This window comes from Phenylobacterium sp. (genome assembly GCF_004799515.1).
In the GTDB taxonomy this organism is placed as follows: Bacteria; Pseudomonadota; Alphaproteobacteria; order Caulobacterales; family Caulobacteraceae; genus Phenylobacterium.
Genome location: NZ_SSMX01000033.1, coordinates 16106 through 37927 on the forward strand (window position 1 = coordinate 16106; position 21822 = coordinate 37927).

At 66.2% G+C, this 21822-nt stretch carries 17 protein-coding genes; 10 read left to right on the top strand and 7 right to left on the bottom strand.

What is annotated here, in order from left to right:
* Positions 1-176: 176 nt before the first annotated feature.
* Positions 177-809, bottom strand: coding sequence for a hypothetical protein (locus tag E8A49_RS15040; RefSeq protein WP_293382909.1), 633 nt, complete (start codon positions 807-809; stop codon positions 177-179).
* 559 nt (positions 810-1368) lie between these two features.
* Here E8A49_RS15040 and E8A49_RS15045 point away from each other — a divergent pair.
* Positions 1369-2055 carry a thioredoxin family protein gene (locus E8A49_RS15045; RefSeq protein WP_293382912.1) on the top strand — a complete coding sequence of 229 codons (687 nt, stop codon included), beginning with the start codon at positions 1369-1371 and terminating at the stop codon, positions 2053-2055.
* A 240-nt stretch (positions 2056-2295) separates the two neighbouring features.
* On the opposite strand, the gene E8A49_RS15050 is transcribed toward E8A49_RS15045, so the two are convergent.
* Positions 2296-2991, bottom strand: coding sequence for an AraC family transcriptional regulator (locus tag E8A49_RS15050; RefSeq protein WP_293382915.1), 696 nt, complete (start codon positions 2989-2991; stop codon positions 2296-2298).
* Between the two features lie 118 nt (positions 2992-3109).
* On the opposite strand from E8A49_RS15050, the gene E8A49_RS15055 reads away from it, so the two are divergent.
* Positions 3110-5176: an alkaline phosphatase D family protein gene (locus E8A49_RS15055; RefSeq protein ID WP_293382917.1), complete on the top strand. Its 2067-nt coding sequence runs from the start codon at positions 3110-3112 to the stop codon at positions 5174-5176.
* Between the two features lie 199 nt (positions 5177-5375).
* Here the strand turns inward: E8A49_RS15055 and E8A49_RS15060 are convergent, their stop codons facing one another.
* Positions 5376-7502, bottom strand: coding sequence for a M13 family metallopeptidase (locus E8A49_RS15060; RefSeq protein ID WP_293382920.1), 2127 nt, complete (start codon positions 7500-7502; stop codon positions 5376-5378).
* Positions 7499-8716, bottom strand: coding sequence for a diaminopropionate ammonia-lyase (locus tag E8A49_RS15065; RefSeq protein WP_293382923.1), 1218 nt, complete (start codon positions 8714-8716; stop codon positions 7499-7501). The genes E8A49_RS15060 and E8A49_RS15065 overlap by 4 nt, the downstream gene beginning before the upstream one ends.
* Positions 8717-8824: 108 nt before the next feature.
* Here E8A49_RS15065 and E8A49_RS15070 point away from each other — a divergent pair, with 108 nt between their 5' ends.
* Positions 8825-9292: an Lrp/AsnC family transcriptional regulator gene (locus E8A49_RS15070; protein WP_293382926.1), complete on the top strand. Its 468-nt coding sequence runs from the start codon at positions 8825-8827 to the stop codon at positions 9290-9292.
* A gap of 182 nt (positions 9293-9474) precedes the next feature.
* Here the strand turns inward: E8A49_RS15070 and E8A49_RS15075 are convergent, their stop codons facing one another.
* Complete coding sequence (locus E8A49_RS15075) at positions 9475-10425, bottom strand: AraC family transcriptional regulator (RefSeq protein ID WP_293382929.1); 951 nt, start codon at positions 10423-10425, stop codon at positions 9475-9477.
* Positions 10426-10563: 138 nt separating this feature from the next.
* Here E8A49_RS15075 and E8A49_RS15080 point away from each other — a divergent pair, with 138 nt between their 5' ends.
* The 4 genes from E8A49_RS15080 to E8A49_RS15095 all read left to right on the top strand — a co-directional run bounded on the left by E8A49_RS15080 (position 10564) and on the right by E8A49_RS15095 (position 15577).
* Positions 10564-10779: a hypothetical protein gene (locus E8A49_RS15080; RefSeq protein ID WP_293382932.1), complete on the top strand. Its 216-nt coding sequence runs from the start codon at positions 10564-10566 to the stop codon at positions 10777-10779.
* Positions 10779-11159, top strand: a complete 381-nt coding sequence (locus tag E8A49_RS15085; protein ID WP_293382935.1) for a hypothetical protein — start codon at positions 10779-10781, stop codon at positions 11157-11159. Before E8A49_RS15080 ends, E8A49_RS15085 begins: the two co-directional genes overlap by 1 nt.
* On the top strand, positions 11149-12087 hold the full coding sequence (locus E8A49_RS15090) for a LysR substrate-binding domain-containing protein (RefSeq protein ID WP_293382938.1): 939 nt from the start codon (positions 11149-11151) through the stop codon (positions 12085-12087). Before E8A49_RS15085 ends, E8A49_RS15090 begins: the two co-directional genes overlap by 11 nt.
* A 535-nt stretch (positions 12088-12622) precedes the next feature.
* Positions 12623-15577 (top strand): TonB-dependent siderophore receptor, encoded by a 2955-nt coding sequence (locus E8A49_RS15095; protein WP_293382941.1) that lies wholly within the window; start codon positions 12623-12625, stop codon positions 15575-15577.
* 300 nt (positions 15578-15877) lie between these two features.
* On the opposite strand, the gene E8A49_RS15100 is transcribed toward E8A49_RS15095, so the two are convergent.
* Positions 15878-16177 (bottom strand): hypothetical protein, encoded by a 300-nt coding sequence (locus E8A49_RS15100; RefSeq protein ID WP_293382944.1) that lies wholly within the window; start codon positions 16175-16177, stop codon positions 15878-15880.
* Positions 16178-16669: 492 nt separating this feature from the next.
* Positions 16670-17053 (bottom strand): SRPBCC family protein, encoded by a 384-nt coding sequence (locus tag E8A49_RS15105; protein ID WP_293382947.1) that lies wholly within the window; start codon positions 17051-17053, stop codon positions 16670-16672.
* A gap of 287 nt (positions 17054-17340) precedes the next feature.
* Here E8A49_RS15105 and E8A49_RS15110 point away from each other — a divergent pair, with 287 nt between their 5' ends.
* The 3 genes from E8A49_RS15110 (at position 17341) to E8A49_RS15120 (ending at position 21330) form a co-directional block, all read left to right on the top strand.
* Positions 17341-17673, top strand: a complete 333-nt coding sequence (locus E8A49_RS15110; protein WP_293382950.1) for an antibiotic biosynthesis monooxygenase — start codon at positions 17341-17343, stop codon at positions 17671-17673.
* Between the two features lie 428 nt (positions 17674-18101).
* Positions 18102-19607 carry a S41 family peptidase gene (locus tag E8A49_RS15115; protein ID WP_293382953.1) on the top strand — a complete coding sequence of 502 codons (1506 nt, stop codon included), beginning with the start codon at positions 18102-18104 and terminating at the stop codon, positions 19605-19607.
* A 379-nt stretch (positions 19608-19986) separates the two neighbouring features.
* Positions 19987-21330, top strand: coding sequence for a hypothetical protein (locus tag E8A49_RS15120; RefSeq protein WP_293382956.1), 1344 nt, complete (start codon positions 19987-19989; stop codon positions 21328-21330).
* The last annotated feature ends 492 nt before the right edge of the window (positions 21331-21822 follow it).

Sequence of the window (21822 nt, forward strand, 5' to 3'; positions counted from 1 at the left end):
TGGGCCGCGACATCCGTCTAGGGCCGGTGAGGCGTCGCGGTGCTCGAACGCTGCATGGGCTTCATGCCCGCCTGCATGGCCATTCGCATAAGGCCGCATGGCCCGTCATGACGATGACCGGGTGAGTTGGCGCGGAAGCAGACTTTGCGAAGGGCGGTTCGCAGTGAACCGCAGCCTCATGCGGCTACCAACGCCAACAGGTCCGTCAGGGTTCTTACAGTGTGGGCCGCAGGGCCGGGTCGCGAATGGGGGCGATCAACAAATACACTGGTCAAGCCAAGCTCATTGGCGACGGCTAGATCATAGTCGGCGTAGGCGGAGACGTGCCACCAGTCACGGCCGAGGGCCACACCTGAACGGGCGCTCATCTGATGCCAGAAATCTGGATTGGGTTTGTAGACCTGCGCCTCCTCAGCGCAGAGCCAATCACTAAGTCTGAAACAAAGTTGAGCCTGAATATCTTCGCCGTGAAGGCGGTCGCTATTCGTCATCGCCATGCAAGGAACGATGTCCATGAGACGGGACAGAACGCGCGCATCTGGATAGAGCGGCCATCGTCCAACTTCCGCTCCAACCAGCTGTGCCTTGGCCTCGGACAACCCGATGACGTTCATCACGCTGCGGCTTGTGATTGTCGCGTAGTCGAGAAAAGCTCCGCCTTCGAGTTCGCCTTGATCGTCTACGATGCGGTCAAACTCCCCTTCTTTAAGCGGCCGGCCGGCGCGTTCGCAGGAGCCGTAGAGTCCAGTCCTCCAGTCGAGCACTGTGCCAAAAATATCGAACGTGAGGAGTGTGGGCGTTAGGGTCATAAGGTTGCTCGCGCAGCGCGCCTCGGGCGATCAGCATGGGGCGCACCAGATCGGGCGGCTCGGGATGGACTGAGGCCAGCTCCATTGCCTGCCGTTCGACGGCGACCCGCTGGATACGCGCCGACAGCTTCAGACGAAAACGGTTCCGCCGCAAGTCGGCCGCGCGACGAGAGACGACCGCCGGTCGCCTACAGGAAGGGTTTCGTCGATCACTGGCTGGAACGGCTTGACTGAGCGGCGCAGGAAACGCGCCTGAACCGTTTCCCCAGCTTGTCTCCTAGATCGGCGAACACCGGACCGACTTCATCCGTCAAGAAGCGACGGGCCAGCGGCGATCCGCTCTGCTTACGCTCGGTTGGCCGGGAGGATCGTGAGATGTTGAAAATCCTGTCGCCACGGCGGCGCGCCGTCGGCCGTTCTAAGTTTCACCGGCGCCGGCCCTTGGGCCGCCCCGGCCAAGACGCCCCGGTTAGGCCCAGAGGTCCGCAGCGAAGCTTTGGACGCCATCAGACCGAGGCGCCGAGTGCGCGCGTGCTCTAGCTTTGAAGGAGAAGACAAGATGAAACGCCTTGCTGCGGTGGCTGGCGCGCTGATGGCGGCGGCGGTCGCCGGCGGAGCTTCGGCTCAGGCCCCCATTCAGGTCGTGGAGCTGTTCACGAGCCAGGGCTGCGCGTCCTGCCCGCCGGCTGACGCGGCCGTGGCGCAGCTATCGGCGCGTCCGGAGCTTCTGACACTGTCCTACGGGGTCACCTACTGGGATTCTCAGGGCTGGAAGGACACCTTCGCCCAGTCAAAGTTCACCGAGCGCCAATGGGCTTACGCGAGAGGCCTCAAACACAGCAATGTCGCCACGCCGCAGGTGGTGATCAACGGCCGGCTGGATGTCGTGGGCCAGAGCGTGCCCGACATCGAGGCCGCTCTGAAGCGCGCCGCCTTGCCGGCCGGCGGGCCGCAAGTGACGCTGGAAGCTGGGAGTGTCGCGATCAGCGGGGCTGCGCCTGCCCACACCGCCGTCGTGTGGCTGCTCCGCTATGAGCCCAACCCCATAACGGTGCCGATCAAGCGCGGCGAGAACGGCGGCAAAACGTTGACCGTTCAGCATGCGGTGCGCGAGCTGAAACGCCTCGGAGACTGGGCCGGCGGCGTCAAATCTTTTGCGGTGCCCATGGGACCGACGGGGCTGAAGACCGCCGTCCTGCTCCAGGCGGGTAATGGCGGCCCGATCCTGGCGGGCGCCAAAAGCTGAGCGCAACAGGGAAGGCCCGCGTTCGCAGATGGCGTCCATCCCCACGTCACGGGGCCGGTGCGCGATCGGAGGACCTTCGTGCTGCTCCTCATCCATCGGTCCAAAAGGGGACGGGCTGCACGCTCCGCTCCCTTCACCGCCCTTCAGCGAGGCGTGGCGCCTCATCGACCATTGGGCAGGGGCGTACGCCACGCCCACGGGGTGGCGCGTTGCGTGCGTCGGTTCCGGGGGCAATGATCCTCAGCTTGTCGCGTCGCGGCCCTCAAGCGCGCGAGGGTTTCGCCACGCAGTTGGCCAAGCGCCCATCATGGCCGCGACGCTGCGGCTCATGTGCGCCAAGTCGGAAAACGCGCACTCGTGAGCGATGCTAGTCAGGGAGGTCCTTTCGGTGACGATGCGGCGCCATGCCATGCGTGTGCGCGCTTCCAGCTGGAAGCGCTGCGGCGAGACCTGATAGGCCTCCCGGAAACCCCGTGAAACGGAGGATGGGCTTAACCCCTGCTGGTCCGCCCAGGTCCGCAGCCTAGCGACGCCGTTGCATCGCAGCGCTTCCGCGAGCCGATCCGACCACGACTCGGCAAGCGGCGCTATTTGCTCCATGGACTCTTCGAGCGCGCAGGCGGCTTCGACCGGGTCTCGCTCCGCCAATCGCGCGAGGAGATCTGGGTCGCTGACCCGATAGGGCCCCTCAGGGCCGTCGCCGCGCCACGGAAGTCGAATGATGGTCGGGCCACTTCGGGCGGACCCGACGTTGGCGTGGCAATCGAACGCGCCATGCAGAAGAGCCATGCCCGGCTCCGCCCGAACCCGCCCCGCAAACGCCGCCTCGATGAAGCCGCCTGACAGGATGATGGTGGCGTATCCCTCGCGATGGATGTGCCGAGCCACGTTGCCGGTAGGGAGCCGGTCGACGCCGAACTTGATGCATCTGTACATACCGAGCCGGGTTCCGGAGGCCGTCCCTCGCCGCGCCAACGACATCTTACGAGAACTGACCAGTCCAAGAAGTCAACTGCGTTCAAGCCGGGCAGCTTCGCAGGATCTAAGAGGGCTCATGAGCCTGTCCAATCGTCGCGCCTTCATCGCTTCCGCCGCCGCCCTCGGCGCCGCAGCCGCCTGGGCGCGCCCTGTGGCAGCAAGGTCGCGCAGACCATGGACCGAGCGGCGTGACCTCTATCCGCAGGGTGTCGCGTCCGGCGATCCAGAGCCCTCCAGCGTCATCCTCTGGACGCGGCGTCCCTACGCTGACGAGCGCGGGCAGGCGGTGCTGCAAGTCGAGGTCGCGGAGGACGAGGCGTTCGACAAGGTCGTGGCGCGGTCTCGCGTATCGATCGCCGAGGCGTCGGATTGGACGGGGCGCGTGTTGGTGGGGGGCCTCCAGCCCCATCGAGTCTACTGGTACCGGTTCACCGACAGCGACGGTGCCGGCAGCCGCATCGGCCGGACGATCACCGCGCCGGAGCTCGAGGATCCAGGGCCTACGCGCTTCGCCTTCGTGTCGTGCCAGAGCGTGAACGAGGGCGCGCAGAACGCCTTCCGACGCATGATTTGGGAGGATCGCCGCGCCGCCCCCGATCAGCGGCTCGGCTTCGTGCTCCACCTTGGCGATTTCATCTACGAGGTGGTTGAGTACCCCGACGAGGTCGCGCACCGCTACGATCGCACGGTCTACAACATCGGTCGCATTCCCGAGGCGCGGAAGGTCGATAACTTTCACGTGCCGACCACCCTCGACGGCTATCGGATGGTCTACCGCGCCCACATCAACGATCCGGACATCCAGGACGCCCGGGCCTATTTCCCGTTCGTCTGCATCGGCGACAACCACGAGTTCTCGTGGCAGGGCTGGCAGACCATCATCAAGTATGACGGCAAGGCCGAGCCGGCTCAGAAATTGCGGGTGGCGGCCAACCAAGCCTGGTGGGAGTACATTCCATCGCGCGTGCGCAAGTCCTCGGGCCCTAAGCTGGACAGATTCGACGGACCCACGGTGGAGAACGCCCCAATCCTGCAGGTGGATCAGGACGGCCTCGGCGACGAACCGAACAATCACGCGGCGTTGGCGAGCATGACCGCCTATCGGGCGATGCGGTATGGCCGTCACCTTGAGCTCATCCTCAGCGACCTCCACAGCTACACCATGGAGGATCCGAGTTCGCGCAACGAAGCCGACGCCTTCGACGACAAGACCTTCCCCACCCTCATGCCCCTGGAGGTGCTGGAGATCCTCGATGCCGGGCGAAGCTACAACAGCGGCAACCCGCCGCCGTCGATCCGCGTCGGCGACAAGAGTGTCGAGAACTTCGCCCGCAACGATCCGCCGTTCACGGTGCTGGGACGAGAGCAGAAGGCCTGGCTGAAGCACACGCTCGCCGCGTCGAAGGCCACCTGGAAGGTGTGGGGCGCGACCAACGGCACGCTCGATATGCGAGCCGATCCGCAGAACCTGCCCCAGGGTCTGACGGCGCCCTGGCCCGGCCAGGGCTACGCCTGTTTCGGCAGTGGCGATTTCAGCGGCGCGCTGAATGAACGGGCGGAGCTTTACGACTTCGTCCGCGACGCCGGCGTCAGCGGATTCGCGATCGTGTCCGGAGATCGGCACAGCTTCTGGGCCGGATATGCTGCGAAGGCGCTGCCTCCGAAGACGTTCGAGCCTGTCGGTGTCGCCTTCATCTGCGGCTCGATTTCGGCGCCGGGCATGGCCGAGGCGGTGGAGCATGGGATGAAGGGGCACCCGCTCCGTTCGCTTTTCGTCAGCGAGCGTGAGACCGGCAAGCCGGAGGCGACGATCAACTTGACGCTTAAACACGGCGTCAGAAGTGCGCTCGAATATGCCAAAACCGGTGACCTCGCCGCGGCGCACCGGATGAGCAATCCCGAGAATGCGCCGCATCTGGAGTTCGTGGACATGGGCGGACACGGTTATGCCGTGATCACCGCCAGCCAGGCCGCCTTGCAAAGCGACTTCGTCTGCATTCCGCGGCCGATCACCCGCGCCACCACACCGGATGGCGGCCCCCTCCGCTACCGCGTTCGCCATACGGCGGCGGCGTGGCGGCCGGGCGAACGCCCCAAGCTGGACCAGCAGGTCATCGAAGGCGACCCGGGCCTCTCGGTGTGAGCCTGGGGCACCCCAAGGCCGACGTGAACGGTCGATCCGCGCCCTCCCATCCGTGGCGACACAAATCCGCCCCGCCCGATGCGGCCGACCGCGACTGGCGGCAATGCACGCCCGCAAGCCGGTCCGTAAGTCGACGATCGCCATGGCCAAGCCGGGGGCGGCTCAGGACTTCAAAGATCGCGAGGGTCCCTGGTCGCGGCTACCAGATCCACACCCGGTCGGCAGGCGCGAGGTAGAGCTTTTGTCCCGGCTTCACGGCGAACGTCACATACCAGGCGTCGAGGTTTCGCACCGTCAGCGCGCGGTACGGGGTTGGCGGAAGGATGTCGGTGACGATCTGCCGGCGCAGCGCGCCCTCGCGGTACTTGGCCCGAAGGTTCTGCGCGAAGCCGAGGAGGAAGCGCTGCTGCGCGGTGAACCCCTCGATCGTCGGCGCCGGCCGGCCGGTCAGGGAGAGCTGGTAAGCGTCCCAGGCGGTGGCCAGGCCGCCGAGGTCGGCGATATTCTCCGTTGAGGTCTGCTCACCGTTGATATGCAGGCCCGGCAGCGGTGCGTAGGCTGAGTACTGATCGGCCAGCTTCTTCGACTGGGCCCGGAAATGGTCCATGTCGGCGGGGGTCCACCAGTTTTTCAGGTTGCCGTCGGCGTCGAACAACGCCCCGTTGTCATCGAAGCCGTGGGTCACCTCGTGGCCCAGGCCCGCGCCCAGGGCGCCGTAGTTCACGGCCGCGTCGGCGTTCGGATCGAAGAAGGTCGCCGCGAGGATCGCCGCGGGTAAGGTCACGGAATTCTGGCAGGGGGCGAAGAGCGCGTTGACCGTCTGGGGCGTCATGAACCACTCGCCGCGGTCCACCGGACGCCCCAGCTTGGCGAGGTTGCGGTGGTAGTCGAAGAGGCCGGCGCGGCGCCAGTTGCCATGGGCGTCGCCTCGGACGACCTGCAGGCCCGCATAGTCGCGCCATTTGTCGGGATAGCCCACCATCACCCGGAAGTTGGCCAGCTTTCGTTTGGCCTGAACCTTGGTCTCAGGACTCATCCAGTCCAGGCGGTCCAGCCTCGCCCCGAAGGCCCTTAGGACGTTTCCCGCCATCTCCTGGGCCTGAGCCTTGGCTTGCGGCGGGAGGAATTTCGCGACGTAGAGTTTGCCGACCGCCTCGCCAAGCGCCGAGGAGGTGTCGTCTACGCCCCGCTTCCAGCGCGCGGGTTGTTGAGGTGTATCGGAAACCGCCCGACCGTTGAACGCGAAGTGTTCGTCAGCGAACGCCTTTGACAGATATGGCGCGGCCGCCTCGATCGTGTGGAACGCCAGATAGTCCTTCCAGGCCGGCAGGGGCTCGCTCGCCGTCAACCTCGAGATGCCGGCGAGCGCGGTCGGTTGCCAGACGCCGAACCGCGGCTGAGCGTCCAGACCGGCGGTCGTGAGAAAGGCTGTCCAATCCAGGCCAGGCGCTTTGGACGGCAGGTCTGCGCGCCGCCACACCGTGTTCCCCTTGGCGACATCGATCGTGTCGGTCAGCGAGACGTGCGCCCTGGCGATCGCAATCTCGAGGGCCATCACGCGCCGGGCGCTCGCCTCGGGTTCCGCAAATCGCGCCAGCCGAAGCATGTTGGCGATGTGCGCCTCGTACGTCGCGCGCAGATCGGCATAGCGCGGGTTCGCGCCAAGATAGTATTCGCGGTCCGGCATGCCGAGCCCACCCTGCAGCAGGTAGGGACGGTATAGGGTGGCGTCGTCCAGATCCTCGGCGACCCAGAGGCTCATGATATGGGGTGTGTAGAACACGCCCAGGTTCAGCACGTCGACGTCGCACCGGATCGAGGCGCCGAGGGCGGCTGACAGATCCCTGTGGCTGTTGATCGCGGCGAGGGACGCCAGGTCCGCCTTGAGCGGATCAACACCGAGCTGCTCGATCCGCGCCTCGTCCATGAAGGATGTGAAGTAGTCGCCGATCTTGCGGGCGTCCGAACCCTCGGGCGCGGGCGCCTTGGCTGCATCTTCGATAATCCCGCGGACGCGCGCCGCGGCCTTCTCCTTGATGATGGCGACGCTGCCCAGGCTGGATCGGTCCGCGGGGATTTCTGTCGCGTCGATCCACTTGCCCACCGCGTAGCGGACGAAGTCGTCGCCGGGCGCGACCGACCGGTCCATGCCGTCGACGTCGAATCCGAACGTTCCGATCTCCGGCTGCGGCCGCGAAGCGGGCCACGCGCTTGCCGCCGTCCGCGGTGTCGTGCAACCGGCGACAAGCAAGGCGGCCGATCCCGCGACCAACGACCGGCGGCTCGGGCGTGCGATATCGGGTCTGGGGCCGGACATATTGATCATGCGTCCAGAGAGGCGCGGCCCGGCGTGTTCCGCGCGACCGCCGCGGGCGAGGCTCCGACGAGGTCCCGGTAACGCTCAGGATCGATCGCCCCCTCCGTATTGATCAGAAGCACGCGGGAATCCGAGTCGAGGCCGATGGCGGTCCGTAGCTCTGGATCGCCCGCGACGTGCAGCAGCGCCGCAAGGCCAATGCCCCCGCTTTCGCCGGCGACCGTCGCCGGATCGTCGCACAGCGGGCGCGCAAGCCGCCGCATTCCCGCGACGGCGTCCTCGTCCTCGAGCGTCATGAACGCGTCCGCGGCCCGCGACAGGACGCCCCAGGCGACGAGCGAGGGCCTGTGGCAGTCGAGCATCGCCATCATGGTGGACCTGCCGGGGGGGATCGTCACCGGGCGCGTCGCCCGCGCGCTTTCGAACACGCAGGCCGCCTGCGAGGGTTCGACCACCGTTACAAAGGGCCGGGTCGCGCCATAGACCTCGGCAAAGTGCGCTGAAACCGATGCCGCCACGCCTCCGACGCCCGCCTGGATGAACACATGGGTTGGGGGCGCCGCCAGCTCTGTGATCACCTCGCGCAGCATCAAGGTGTAGCCCTGCATGACAAGGCGCGGGATGCGCTCATATCCGGGCCACGATGTGTCGGACACCACGATCCAGCCGGACGCTTCGGCGGCGCGCGACGCCTCAGCGACCGCGTCATCATAGTTGCCCGGGGTTCGGACGACGTCGGCGCCATAGCGCGCGATGCGGTCGGCCCGCTGCGCGTTGGCGCCGGCGGGGACGAAGACCACGCATTTGGCCCCGACGCGCTGCGCGCCGTAGGCGACGGAGCAGCCGTGGTTGCCGGCGGTCGCGCAGACCACGGTCATTTGCGCCGCGGCATCAGTGACCGCGGGGCTTCGCCAATCCGCGATGTCGAGCGGAGGGTTCGTACGCTCGGAAGCGGCCTCGACGGCGAGGCATGCCACAGCGTAGGCGCCGCCCAGCGCTTTGAAGCTGCCAAGGCCAAAACGGCGGCTCTCGTCCTTCAGCCTGAGCGACGCGAGACCCAGCGCACCCGCCAAGCCGGGCAACGATAGCAGAGGCGTCGGCGAATACGCGTCTCGGCCTCGGACGAAGCGCATCACCGGCTCGGCGGCGCCGCCGCCCAACATCGCGCTGTCCGCAGCGTCGAGCGGCGTGCGGTAGGTGTCGAGCGTATTCAAGATCAGCAAGGGCGTCCCCGGCGAGCGCGGTCGTGAAGCGGCAGATTCCGCGAGATTCTATCTGCGCCCCCCAACAAAGGTGATCGACTTTGCCTGCCTTGCGATAAATATTATCGGATGACACCTCTGGACAGCTTCGATTTGCGCATCCTGACCTTGCTCCAGGGGAACGTTCGGACACCCATGGAAGAGCTCGCAGAGAACGTCGGCTTGTCGCCGCCCGCTTGCTATCGACGCATTCGCGCGCTGCGGGAGGCCGGCGCCATTGAGCGCGAGGTGGCGTTGGTGGCGCCGGGCGTGATGGGGTGGCCCATCACGATGGTCGTCTTAGTGACGTTGGAGCGTGACCGGGGCCGTATTATCGACGACCTCGTCGCCAAGCTGAACGCCGCGGACGAGGTCATCGATGTTTGGTACGTCACCGGGGATCACGACCTGGTGCTACACGTCGCCGCCCAAGACATGTCGGCTTACGACGCGTTCACGCGCCGGGCGCTCGACGCCGAGGACCAGGTGCGAAGCTTCAAGACGCTTGTTGTTCTCCGCCATCCGAAGCGCGCGGCGCCCTTGCCATCGGCGATCTGATCGATAGCGACGACCTGCAGCTTGTCGCCGTGCCGTCTCGCTCCGAACGGGCAGGGTCCCGCCGCCGCCCATCGGCGCTTCCTTCGTCTTGTTCTGTCGGTGGCCTGAGCGGGATGGGGGCGTTGGTCGCCAGGCGAAGGCGCCGGGATCGATCGCAAAGCGGGCTCGGCTTCTTCGCGCGATCAGTGGCGCCGGCGTTCGGCCGCGAAGAGCGGGCGTGGACGCTCGGCGTCTCGCCCGGTTTGACAGGCGGCGCGCCGCCACTGACTGGGCGACACGCCGAACACCTTGCGAAACTCATTGTTGAAATGGGAGATGTCATTGAACCCGGCCGCCAGGGCGACGGACGTGACGGGTTCGGCGGGGGTCAGAAGCCTGTCCGTCGCCGCCCGCATCCGCGCACTGATCAGGTACTGCCGGGGGCTCGCGCCGGTCACCTCCCGAAACACCCGGATGAAGTGATAGCGGCTCAACCCCGCCATCTCCGAGAGTTCGGCGAGGGACCAGGGCAAGGTGAACGTGTCTTCGAGATGGTACACGAGCTCGATTACGCGCGCCCGCTGCGACAAGGAGATCGGCGGCGGACCATGGCGCCGATCAAGTCGCAGGGCCGCCGCCGTCAGGTCGACAAGGCTTTCCTCGTTGGCCGCGCGGCCGCTGACGATCTTGGCCACCATCCCGTAGAGGACGGTCGCGGCGGGGGAGGGCTCAAGGGCTGGGGCGGTGAACATCACCGAGTCGACCTCGCAGGCGTTGGCGACCTCTTCGACAAGAGCCGGATTGAGCGCCACATAGGCCCGGCGGTTTCCGACCGTGTCGAGATGCTCGCAGCTGAACTCCTCGTTGAGGTTGCCGAACAGCACCGTACCTGGGGCGACGGTCCCCCTGTTGGTCGATGACCGATAGTTGAAGACGCCCGACGTCACGACGCCGATGCAAGGGCTGCGATAACAATTTTCCCACTTGGACGTGCTGGGATCGACGCACCGGGCTTGTCCCGCTTCGCACCCTTCAGCGTCGATGACCACCGGCGCCCGCACCCCCAGGGTCTCTCCCAGCTTGAGCGCCTGGGGCGGTGCGCCTCCCACGCCAGGCGGGCGATCCGGGGCGGTGGGAGTCATCTGCTCACCCATCAAGTTCGCAATTTACCCCAAGTACCGGAAAAGGAACGCTCCTATATAGAACCCGGCATAGGGTAACGAAATCAGTCCGGGCAACATTTGCGCCAATACGGCGTAGATGCGCAACGCGGCATGAGGTGCATTCGGCGCATGATTAAGTTGATTGGTCGAATATCGGTGAGCCTGGATGCCGAGTGCTTCATGGACGCTGCGGAACACGAGAAGCGTCTCGAGACGTTTCTCGCGGAAATACGGAAGGTCTATCCTGACGCCCAGTTTGAAATCGGACAGCGGCGCGATCGCAAGCCGCTCGGCTTGAGGAAGCTTTCGGATCCCGTTCCCATGCAACGCTACCAGGCGGGCTAGTGGCGACCCGGCGCGATCTCATCCGCGCGCTCGACGCGTTTCGCGCCCTCAGTCCGCAGGTCAATCTGCACCAGATCATCGCGTTCCTGCTTGTGGCCGAGAATGAAGGGCTTTTGGTGGGCCACGTGTGCGCCTTGGCCGGATTCTCGCAGTCGACCGCGTCGCGCAGCTTGCGCGCCAACGGGGTTGCGGGGACGCCCTGGGCCGTCCCGCCGGCGCTCGGGCTCGTCGAAGCCTGTCGCGTGTCTCGGTTTGCGAGCGGCCACGCGATCTTCCTCACGCCGGCGGGGCGCGACCTGCGCGACGCCCTGGATGCGATGCTCGCCCCCAGCCAAGGCCACGCTGTCGCCTCAGCCGGGCGCCGCAGCCTTGCCGACTAGGCCTCCATCCCTGCGTGCGGTCGCGGCGTTCGAAGCCGCGGCCCGGCACGAGAGTTTCGGTAAAGCCGCTGACGAACTCAACCTGACCCACAGTGCGATCAGCCACGCCATTCGGGGCCTGGAGTTGCGGCTGGGCGCGCAACTCTTTGCGCGCGTCGGCCGAACGGTGACCCTCACCCACGAAGGCGCCAATCTCGCGAAACGCGTCAGGGCGAGCTTGGCGCTGTTGACGGACGCCCTTGAGAAGCGACCCGAGCTCAGGCGATCGCGGCTTTCCATCGGCGCCGACCTCGTCATCGCCACGCGGTTGCTGGCGCCGCGCCTGGGCGCGTTCCGCGCGCTTCATCCCGAGATCGATCTGGAGCTGCGTAGCGTGGTCTCAGCCGCCGCGCTCACAGCGGGCGAGATTGACGTGGCGATCCGTTCGAACGGGGGTGTCGACCTGGGCGTCTCGACCCGACTGATCGCCCAGGAGCGTCTTTGTCCCGTAGCCGCGCCGCGGCTCGCCCATCTGCAGGATCTGACGCAGACGCCAAGGCACCTGCTCATTGAATCCCATGAGCATCCCTGGTCCCTCTGGTTCGCGCAGAGCCCCAGAAGGCTGTGCGAGGGCGCCCCCTCGATCCAAGTCGACACCGACGTCCTGGCGATCGAACTGGCCAGGGCGGGTCTGGGCGTGTCGCTCGCACGGCGATTGCTCGTCGAGGCGGACCTCGCAGAGGGCGCCCTGGTGCGGTTGGGAGAGGTCGAGATTCCGGCGCGGTCTGCCTACCACCTGGTTTGGAATCCCGCCTCGACGAAGCACCCTGAAATCGCGCTTTTCCTCGCCTGGATCGGAGAAGCGCTGGCGTCGCCCGCGACGCTGCCGAGTTGCGTGGGCTGGGGCGAGGGTCGCCGAAACGACGCCGCCCGAGACAGCCTCAACTAGGGAACACCGGGCACGCCTTCAGGCGAGCTCAGCCACACCGGTGGAACGTTCGCGCGGCGCGCCATATCGGCTTCGGCCGAGCGCTTGGATGTCGTGCGATGTCATCGGCGTGTCATGAGAGTGTTGTCCGGGCGCCACATGGAGGCTTGCCGTACAGCGCCGACCGCGCGGCGGGCGGCGCCGGGTCCGAGCTCATCCGCCCGTCTACATCCAAGCAAGTATTTGAATTTAAGCATCTTTCATGGCGTCGGCGCAATGCGGCCGATGGCTGCGCGAGCGTCATGAAAAGATGAATTCGCCTCATCAATGGACTGATGAGGTCATCCAGTCAAATTCCTGAGTAAAATTCACTTACGACCAAAGTCGCCTCCGCCCATAAACTTCGATTATCGACGGCTTGGGCTGCGACCGGTCGAATTGTCAGATCGACTTGCGTATGAGCCGTTATGGATATTCACCGTTGAGTGGAGTTTGGGGGACTATGGTTATGAGCACTGTCCGAAATCGTCTCTTGTCTACATCTTTGCTTTGTGGCGTGAGCTTGGGCGTCGTTTGGGCGACCGGCGCCGCGGCCGCCGACACGACCACCAGCAGCGGTGAAGTCTCCGAGGTCGTGGTGACCGGGACGCGTATCCCGTCGCCGAACCTGACCTCGATCGCGCCGGTTACCACCGTCGGCAGCGCCGAGATCAAGTCCCAGGGCATCACCCGGATCGAAGACATCACCAACTCCCTGCCGCAGGTCATGGCCAGTCAGGGCTCGATGGTCTCGAACGCGTCGAACGGCACCGCCACGGTCGACCTGCGCGGCCTCGGCCCGTCCCGCACCCTGGTGCTGATCGACGGCCGCCGCCTGATGCCCGGGGACCCATCGGCGTCCGCCGCGTCCGCGGCCGACCTGAACTTCATCCCCGCCGCCCTGGTCGAACGGGTGGACGTGCTGACCGGCGGCGCCTCGGCGACCTACGGCGCCGACGCCGTATCGGGCGTGGTCAACTTCATCATGCTGAAGAATTTCGAAGGTGTGCGCCTCGACGCCCAGTACTCGGGCTACCAGCACGACAACGGCGACAGCTTCGTCCAAGGCATCGTCCGCAACAACGCCGCCCACGCCACCGATCCGAGCCAGTTCGCCCTGCCCCCGAGCAGCGTGTTCGACGGCGAGGGTTCGGAAGTCAGCCTGGTGCTGGGCGCCAACGCCCCGGACGGCAAGGGCAACATCACCGCCTACGCCAGCTACCGCCAGAACAACCCGGTTCTGGAAGGGACCCGGGATTTCTCGGCGTGTACGTTGAACTCCGGAACCCCGAACTTCGCCGAGTTCGGCTGCGGCGGCTCCGGTACGGCCTTCCCTGCTCGTGTCGGCAACTTCGTCGTCGACCCGACCACCTTCAACACCTTCCGCCCGCGCACGGCCGCCGACGTCTTCAACTTCGGGCCGCAGAACTTCTTCATGCGTCCGGACGAGCGCTACAGCCTGGGGGCCTTCGCCCACTACGAGGTCGCCCCGTGGGCCGAAGTCTACATGGACACCATGTTCATGGACGACAACTCCACCGCCCAGATCGCCTCGGGCGGGATCTTCGCCGGCAACTTCAACATCAACTGCGCCAACCCCCTCCTGAGCACCCAGCAAGCCGCCTCGCTGATCTCGACGGCGGGCACGAGCTGCTTGGCCAACCCCGCCGGCACCTTCACCGGCGTCGTCGCCCGCCGCCTGCAACCGGAAGAAGGCGGCGGCCGCGACTCCGAATTCCGTCACATGGATTACCGGATCGTCGTCGGCATGCGCGGCGACTTGGGGAAGAACTGGACCTACGATGGCTACATGCAGTACGGCGCGGTGGCGCTGTCCGCGCAGCAGACCGGCAACTTCAACCTCACCCGCATCCAGCAGGCCCTGAACGTCGTCCAGACGCCGACCGGCCCGCAGTGCGCGCCCGGGGCTGACGCGGGCTGCGTGCCGCTGAACATCTTCACCAGCCAGTTCATCTCGCCGGCGGCGCTGAAGTTCCTCAACGCCGACAGCTTCGCGTCCGGCAACACCACCGAGCGCGTGGTCAGCCTGGCTTTCACCGGCAAGCTCGGTGACTACGGCTTCAAGAGCCCCTGGGCGTCTGAAGGCGTGGGTGTCGCGATCGGCGCCGAATATCGCCGCGAGCACCTGGACTCGACCGCCGACTTCCTGTCGACCAACGGCCTGGTGGACGGCAACGGCGGCGCGAGCCCGCCCGTCAACGGCGGCTATGACGTCTACGAACTGTTCGGCGAAGCCCGCGTGCCGCTGATCAGCGACATGCCCTTCGCCAAGGACGTCTCGCTGGAGCTCGGCTACCGCTTCTCGGACTACTCTTCGATCGGCGACACCAATACCTACAAGGTGTCGGGTGAGTGGGAAGTGATCGACGGCCTGCGCTTCCGCGCCGGCTACAACCGCGCCGTCCGCGCGCCGAACGTCGTCGAACTGTTCGCGCCGCAAAACGTCGTCCTGGACGGCACCAACGACCCCTGCGCCGGGCTGTCCGCCGGCAACCCGCTGGTGGCCACCTGCTCCAAGGCGTTCAACCTGACCACGGCCCAGGTCCTGGCCATCGAGCCGAACCCCGCCAACCAGTACCAAGGCCAGACCGGCGGCAACCCGAACCTGAAGCCGGAAATCAGCGACACCTACACCGCCGGGGTAGTGTGGCGTCCGACGTTCGCGCCGGGCCTGAACCTTTCGGTCGACTACTTCAACATCAAGGTCGACCAGTTCATCGGCACGATCGGCGAGAACCTGATCCTCAGCCAGTGCCTCGCCACGCTCAGCTCGCAGTTCTGCGGCCTTGTGCACCGGGCGGCGGGCGACAACTCCCTGTGGCTCGACCCGACCGGCTTCGTGCAGGACACCACGCTCAATACCGGTTCGCTGAAGACCGACGGTGTCGACTTCAACGCCGACTACCGCATGGACCTGTCGAGCGTGGGCCTCGGCGACAACGGCTCGGTCGCGCTCAGCTTCGTCGGCACCTGGCTGGACAGTCTGGCCACCCAGCCTCTGCCCGGCGGCGCTTCGTACGAGTGTAAGGGCCTCTACGGCACGACCTGCGGGGTGCCCGCTCCGGAATGGCGCCATAAGATGCGGGTCACCTGGAACACGCCCTACTCCTACGGCGACTGGGTCAAGAGCCTTAGCTTCTCCCTGCAGTGGCGCTATTTCGGCCGCGTCACCCTCGACGCCTACAGCAACAATCCGCTGCTGAACAACCCAGGGATCCAGTACGAGTCGGACCGCGTCCTGGCCGCTCAGAACTACATCGACCTGACGATGAACGTCACGGTCCACAACAACCTGAACTTCCGGGTTGGCGTGCAAAACCTGTTCGACAAGGATCCGCCGCTCACGGGCGCCTCGAACTGCCCGGCCGGTCCCTGCAACGGCAACACCTGGCCCCAGACCTACGACTCCTTGGGCCGGTTCATCTTCGTGGGCCTCAGCGCCGACTTCTAGTCGACGCGCCACGGCGAACATCGGGGGCGGCGGAGGGATCCGCCGCCCTCTTCGTATGCGGTCCGCGGCGCGCAGGCCGCTGCGATGAACTGCGCGGCGGCCATGCGGCCGCACCCGCGGAGCGGCTCACCGTCCGAGATTGCGACCACATGCTCACGCCGGTGGGCGACCCCCGGGTCGATCCTATGCAGGTCCGGCAACGGGATGCGGAAAAGGTCGAGCGCCATCTGGGTGAAGGCGACCGTTTCCTAGCAGATCGAAGTCGACCTTGTCCGTGGGGGAGACGCCCCAGTTGAGCAGCTAGTCCGGACCGCTCATCTCAAACTTTCGGAATGTCGGCCGCGCCGGGTCATGCGGTACTGCGACCGAAGCCGCCAGGTCTTTCCGCCGTCGACTGTCGGCCGTCCCAAGGTCAGGGCTATGCATGACAATCCGGTCAGCTGCGGCAGGCTCACTGGTGAAGCGCGCGACCGACGCGTGCTCCGGATCGAAGAACACAGCCGGCCAGGGCCCGGTCTTCGGGTCGAACCAACGCAAGTCCGCGTAGACCTCGCGCGTCGTGCGGGTCCCCGACTGATCGACGATCCAGACATCCTGCACCGCGCGTCCGTCCAGAACCCAGCTGACGATAAACTGCCGGTCCGCCGGGTGGTCAAGCCAGCCTTGTTGATGTCGAAATATTCGACATCCAGGTCCCGATCAACTTGGAGATAGCCTCGGCCTGTTGCCGGACGGGTGTCGACGCGTGGGCCGCCTGCAGCGCCGCGAAGAAATTGCGGCTTGGGTCGGCGGCGCGGGCCACGCCGGCGGACGCCGAGGACAGCGGGCTGGCGGCCAACAGCGCCGCGGCGAGCCGCGCGGCTACGGGGGAACGGAGGGCGCCGTCTTCGAGGCTTTCTACCCGTATGGAGAGCTCCGGCGCGCGCGCGTATGCCGCAGGCCCCGACCGCCCATGTGGGCAAGCAGGGGGACCGGCGCGATGGAGGCTTCGGTTAGGCCGTAGACGGCCTTCTGTTTGGCTGGAACGGCCATTAGATCGGCAGAGTTCGACCTATTGGCGAGCGCGCTCCCCGCGGCGGCACCGCACGCTCGCTAGAGTTTGGCGAGGCGATCCAACTCATCTCGCAGAACCTCGCCGACGTTTTCCGGATCACCGTCGGGCGGCACCGGGACCGTCATGACGACAACGCTACCTCCGCCGGGCCGCGGCAAGACACGCAGGAAGGCGCCGCCCTCTTGGCCGGGCGCGATCTCGCGCAGATAGTCAACCGAGCGGGCTTTCGGAGCGATGACGAGCCGAAGAGCAAAGGTTTGTCCGGCTTTGGCGGCGGTATATTTCGGCGACGCCGGGTCCAGATTTACCATGTCTGCGAAATTGGGCGCCCACCGCGGGATGTTCCGGGGATCCCGCAGGAGGTCAAAGACGGTCTCTTCCGGCGCTTCGAGTTCCTGGGCGCGCGTCACTGTTCGGCTCATGGATCCGACCTTTCCAGTCCAGAGCCGACAGTAGCGGCGGCGCTGGGCGGCGGCGCCACCTTGCGCCGAATGGCCTCGCGGGGGCGGCAAGCGGTTCCGCAACAGGTCTCCCGTCTCGACAGATTGACGGCTCATCGCAAGCCATCTTGCACGTTCGGCTGAAGCCATGCGGCTTGCGAAAGGTGGCGATGGAGAAGCGCGGTTGACCCCAGGGCTGGAATTCCAATCGCGCCAAAGCGCTTGCTCGGATGGACGCTATTAGAGGCGCATGGAGGACTGATTGCCGCATGATCGCCGCAACACCCGCACCACCCTACTTCGCCGTGATTTTCACCTCGACCCGGACGGAGGGTGATCATGGCTACGCGGAAATGGCCGGCCAGATGGAGGAGCTCGCCTCAACCCGCGACGGCTTCCTGGGGATCGAAAGCGCTCGCGCGGACAACATCGGACTGACCATTTCCTACTGGCGGGATGAGCACGCCATCAGCGCCTGGAAGGCTGACGTCGAGCACCTTGCCGCACAACGGCTGGGCCGTGAGCGCTGGTACGACACCTATAGTGTCCGCGTCGCCAAGGTCGAAAGGGCCTACGATTTCGTCTCGGCCAACTCGGTTTGATCCGTTCGCCGGCGAAATCCCGCACCGACCGAAACGGGTCCGTATGCTCCATCAGCCGTCGAGCCGCGGATGCCTGCCGGGGCGTGAGCTGGGTCTTTCCACAGGTCACATTCTTTCAAGACGACGAGCAGAACGACAGCCAGCGTAATGGGCTAGACGTCGCACGCCACTGTGGATGCGGCGGCTCGCCGTCACTGGTGACCGGCGGTCCATACGGGGGTGCCCGCCCCAGTGTTCGTTGTTCGGAGTCCTCCTGCATGCTCCGACCTTGTACCGCGCTCACCGACCGCCTGACGTGGACCGCGAACGCAGGGTCGACCGACGGCGCCGCGACGCAACCCACGGCCGGCGTCGCGGACCAACCGCACTAAAACTGGCCGATGACCTGTATGGGGGGCGTAGCGATGACGATGCGGCGTGTGAAGAGGATGGCCGCCTGGGTTGGCGCCATCGTGATGATGACGGGGTCGGCGGGTGCGGCGTGGGCGCAGATCCCTTCTGCGGGGATCGATGACTTCAAGGCGCCGCCGGATCCGCGATGGGGCGCGATCACCGCGGCGGACGTGGAAGCGGCCTATCGGCTGATCCGCGACAATCACCCCGGCGCAACGCCCGAGATCGGAGACCCGGCCTTTCGCCGCGCCCTGGAGGCGGCGCACGCCCAGGCGCAGGCTCGCGCCCATGAGGCGACCTCCTATCAAGGCTATGCGGCGACGCTCAACGCCTTCGCCAACGGCCTGGGCGACAAGCATATTTGGAGCCGTCCAACCTTGCTGCCCAACCTGGTGCGCTGGCCTGGGATGGTCGTCAGTAAGCGCGGCGAGCGCTGGGTGATCACCGATACCGACGAAGCGAACCACTCCATGATGGGCGCGGCGCTCACCGCCTGCGACGGCATCCCCGTAGCGGAGTTCGCGCGCCGCAACCTGGGCGGCTACCGCGCGGTCTGGCGGATCGGCGCGCAACAGATCCAGGCCGCGCCCTGGCTCCTCATCGACGAGGAGAACCCGTTCATCGCGCGTCCCAAGGCCTGCGACTTCGAGACGGCGGGCGGCGCGCGCACCATGACGCTCGACTGGTTGCGGGCCAAGCGCGTCGACCTCCTGCCCCGGCTGCAGAAGGCGGTGGGCGCGGGCGCCGCCGGCTTTGGCTTGAGGAAGGTGGGCGATGGCTACTGGATTGCGATGGAAGACCTCGACGCGCCAGGCAAGGCGGTGGCGGTTCAGGTCGCGGCTGAAGCGGCGGCCTTGCGGGCCGCGCCCTTCGTGGTCTTGGACCTGCGCGGCAACGGCGGCGGGTCGTCGCTGATCGGCCGCGAGGTCGCCGCAGCGCTGTTCGGCAAGAGCAATGTCGAGGCGCGCCTCGGCTCGCTAACCGATACGCCTTGCGGCGGCGGAGACGGCACCTGGCGCGCTTCGGCTGGCAATATCGCCAACCTTGAGTTCCTGCTGGAGCTGCTTGGCGAGCAGAACGGCCCGGAGTTCCGCAAGATCATCGGCGACCTGATCGTCCAGGCCAAGGCGGCGCATGCCAAGGGCCAGCCCTTCTCTGGACCCACCCATTGCGACCGCCCGCCGGCGCCGGCCAAGGCCAGCGGCCAGCCGGACGGCATGAAGGGCCGCTTGATCGTGCTCACCGACAACAAGTGCTTCAGCTCCTGCTTGGTTGTGGTCGACGATTTCCGAAGCCTGGGCGCCTACCAGGTCGGACAGGCGACGGACGCGGCGACGCGCTACAGCGAGGTGCGCGAAATCTATCTGCCGTCCGGCTATTCGATGTTCTCGACCCTCCAAGCTGTGCAGGTGGATGCCGACCCCGATATCGGTCCATTCGAGCCGGCGCTCGCCTATGACGGCGACATCGCCGACACTGCGGCGTTGGAACGATGGGTTACAGGGGTCGCCGTGCGCCAGGCGGGGCCGGCGCGGCCATAGGGGCTGGACGGCTAGCGTAGGCCGGGACAGGGCCACGGGTTCCGGTCACCGCTTGACATGGGCCCAGACCACCGCCGTTCCGCCTGGATGGGAGGGCAATTTCAAACCGATGCACCACTCACGGGTCAAATCCCGCACCGACCGAAACGTGTCCGCATGCTCCATCAGCCATCGACCCGCGGACGCCCGCCGGGGCGTGAGCTGGCTCTTTCCAAGGGTCACATTCGTTCAAGACGGGGAGCAGAACGAGAGCCAGCGTAACGCGGGCTAGACGGTCGCACGCCACCGTGGACGTGCCGGCTCGCCGTTGCGGGCGAGGAGCGGCCCTAGGAGGTTTTCGCCCCAGACGCCGCGCACCCGTCAAGCCTCGGAGCTGCTCTTGAGATCTTTGATATTCGTTCTCGCGTTCGCCAGCTGTGTGGACCTCTGGCTCGGCGGCGACGGCCAAGCTCGCGCCACAGGCGCGACGCCGGCGGTCCTGAATCCCAATTCGGGCGCCATCTCGCTGACCGGACTTTGGCGTTTCGCCATTGGCGACGATCCGCTACGCAGCCGGCCAGACTTTAACGACGCGGCCTGGGAAGCCGTCCATCTCACACCGAAGCCGCAGGCGCGCGATGCCGATGTCGGCCTGGAGGGCTACATGCCCGGCTGGAGCGCCAGGGGGCATGGGGGCTACGATGGCTTTGCCTGGTACAGGCGGCCCATTGATTTTTCCGCAGCTTCCCGCGACCTGGCGATCGCAGGGCCGACCATGGTCGACAGCGCTTACCAGATCTATTGGGATGGCCGCCTCGTCGGCGGGATTGGTGATTTCTCCCAAACGCCGCCCATCGCCTACGGCATACATCCCCAACGTTTTCACCTAGGCGGTGTCCCCGCAGGACGCCATTGGATCGCCATCCGGACCTGGCTGGATCCCTCGGAGGCGGGATCTCCGGAGGCCGGCGGGCTCCATGTCACCCCCACCATCGGTGAGCGACCGGAAATCTCCGGCCTTGTCGGACGAGAGTGGACGGACACCTTCAAGGGATATGTCGTCGACGCGGTGGAGCCGCTCGCCTTCCTCCTCCTTGCGGTATGGGCCGTGCTTGCCAGGCGGCATGACGCCGCGAGGGCGAGATCGGTCTGGCTGGCGATGGCGCTTATGCTGACCGCGCTCACCCGCGCGAACCAGCCGCTGTTCTATTGGAGCGGCAGGGAGAGCCTCCACGCCTACGACGCTCTGCGCAACGTTATCGAGGCCCCCGCGGCCCTTGCCGCCTGGATGATCGCCATCCGCGCCTGGCTCGACCCCAAGCGGAGCGTCGTGGTCCCTGTCGTCGCTGTCGCCCTCGGTTTGGCCCTCGCGATCAGCCAGGTCCTCAGCCGCAGCTGGTTGACGATCTTCAGCACGGACTCGAAGCAGTTCCTGCACGCCATCTCAGCCGATCTGCGCCTGGCGTTTGCCGGCCTCTTTCTTAGCCTACTCGTTTGGGGTGCGGCGCGGCGGCGCGCGGATGAGACGGTTTTTCTCACCTCTTCAGCTGTTCTAGTCGGAACCGGGCTATTCGCGGACGAGCTCAGCCGAATGCATCTCAAGAGCATCTGGTTCGTGTTCGGGACGGGCGTCTCACGCACCCAGCTCGCCTATGCCGCCGCCACCGCCGCCTTGGCGATGCTGCTGATCTCCGATCGTCACCGCGCGGAGCCAGCAACGGTTCTGGCGCACTCCCCGCCATGAACCTTTGCGCGGGGAACGCCTCACCAATAGCCGTCGAGCTAGTCGCAACGGCGTAGCGGCACCGGACTTAAAACCCAGTGTATTCAGGGTTGTATGAGAAGATCCAGTGCGATTGCGCCCTTTCCGACTTACACACCTGTTACACACTCGGCCTCGCGAGGAAACGCGATGCCGGGCCGAAACCCACGAGCTTCTAGGCGGAAAAGGTCCACGTCTACCGGCGCCCGGGAGCCGTGTGTGGCAGTGCTCGACCTACCTGGGCGAGAAAAACCACCGCAAAAGCACCGGGAAGACCGAGCTTGCGGCGGCCACGGCCTTCGCCCAGGACTGGTACATCGAGCGCTATGCTGGGGAGCTTGAGCGGCGACCCGTGCGGCCGCTGGCGACGGCCTCACCCCAAAAAATCAAACCCGGCGGCGAGGGGGGCTCGCCGCCGGGTGATTTGGTTCGGTTCCGCAGGCCACAAGGACCTGCGGTATCCGTCAGTGGGTT

Excerpts from the sequence above, each read along its gene's own strand:
- E8A49_RS15040 (WP_293382909.1), bottom strand. The coding sequence starts at position 809 with ATGACCCTAACGCCCACACTCCTCACGTTCGATATTTTTGGCACAGTG.
- E8A49_RS15045 (WP_293382912.1), top strand. The coding sequence starts at position 1,369 with ATGAAACGCCTTGCTGCGGTGGCTGGCGCGCTGATGGCGGCGGCGGTC.
- E8A49_RS15050 (WP_293382915.1), bottom strand. The coding sequence starts at position 2,991 with ATGTACAGATGCATCAAGTTCGGCGTCGACCGGCTCCCTACCGGCAAC.
- E8A49_RS15055 (WP_293382917.1), top strand. The coding sequence starts at position 3,110 with ATGAGCCTGTCCAATCGTCGCGCCTTCATCGCTTCCGCCGCCGCCCTC.
- E8A49_RS15060 (WP_293382920.1), bottom strand. The coding sequence starts at position 7,502 with ATGATCAATATGTCCGGCCCCAGACCCGATATCGCACGCCCGAGCCGC.
- E8A49_RS15070 (WP_293382926.1), top strand. The coding sequence starts at position 8,825 with ATGACACCTCTGGACAGCTTCGATTTGCGCATCCTGACCTTGCTCCAG.
- E8A49_RS15075 (WP_293382929.1), bottom strand. The coding sequence starts at position 10,425 with ATGGGTGAGCAGATGACTCCCACCGCCCCGGATCGCCCGCCTGGCGTG.
- E8A49_RS15080 (WP_293382932.1), top strand. The coding sequence starts at position 10,564 with ATGATTAAGTTGATTGGTCGAATATCGGTGAGCCTGGATGCCGAGTGC.
- E8A49_RS15105 (WP_293382947.1), bottom strand. The coding sequence starts at position 17,053 with ATGAGCCGAACAGTGACGCGCGCCCAGGAACTCGAAGCGCCGGAAGAG.
- E8A49_RS15110 (WP_293382950.1), top strand. The coding sequence starts at position 17,341 with ATGATCGCCGCAACACCCGCACCACCCTACTTCGCCGTGATTTTCACC.
- E8A49_RS15115 (WP_293382953.1), top strand. The coding sequence starts at position 18,102 with ATGGCCGCCTGGGTTGGCGCCATCGTGATGATGACGGGGTCGGCGGGT.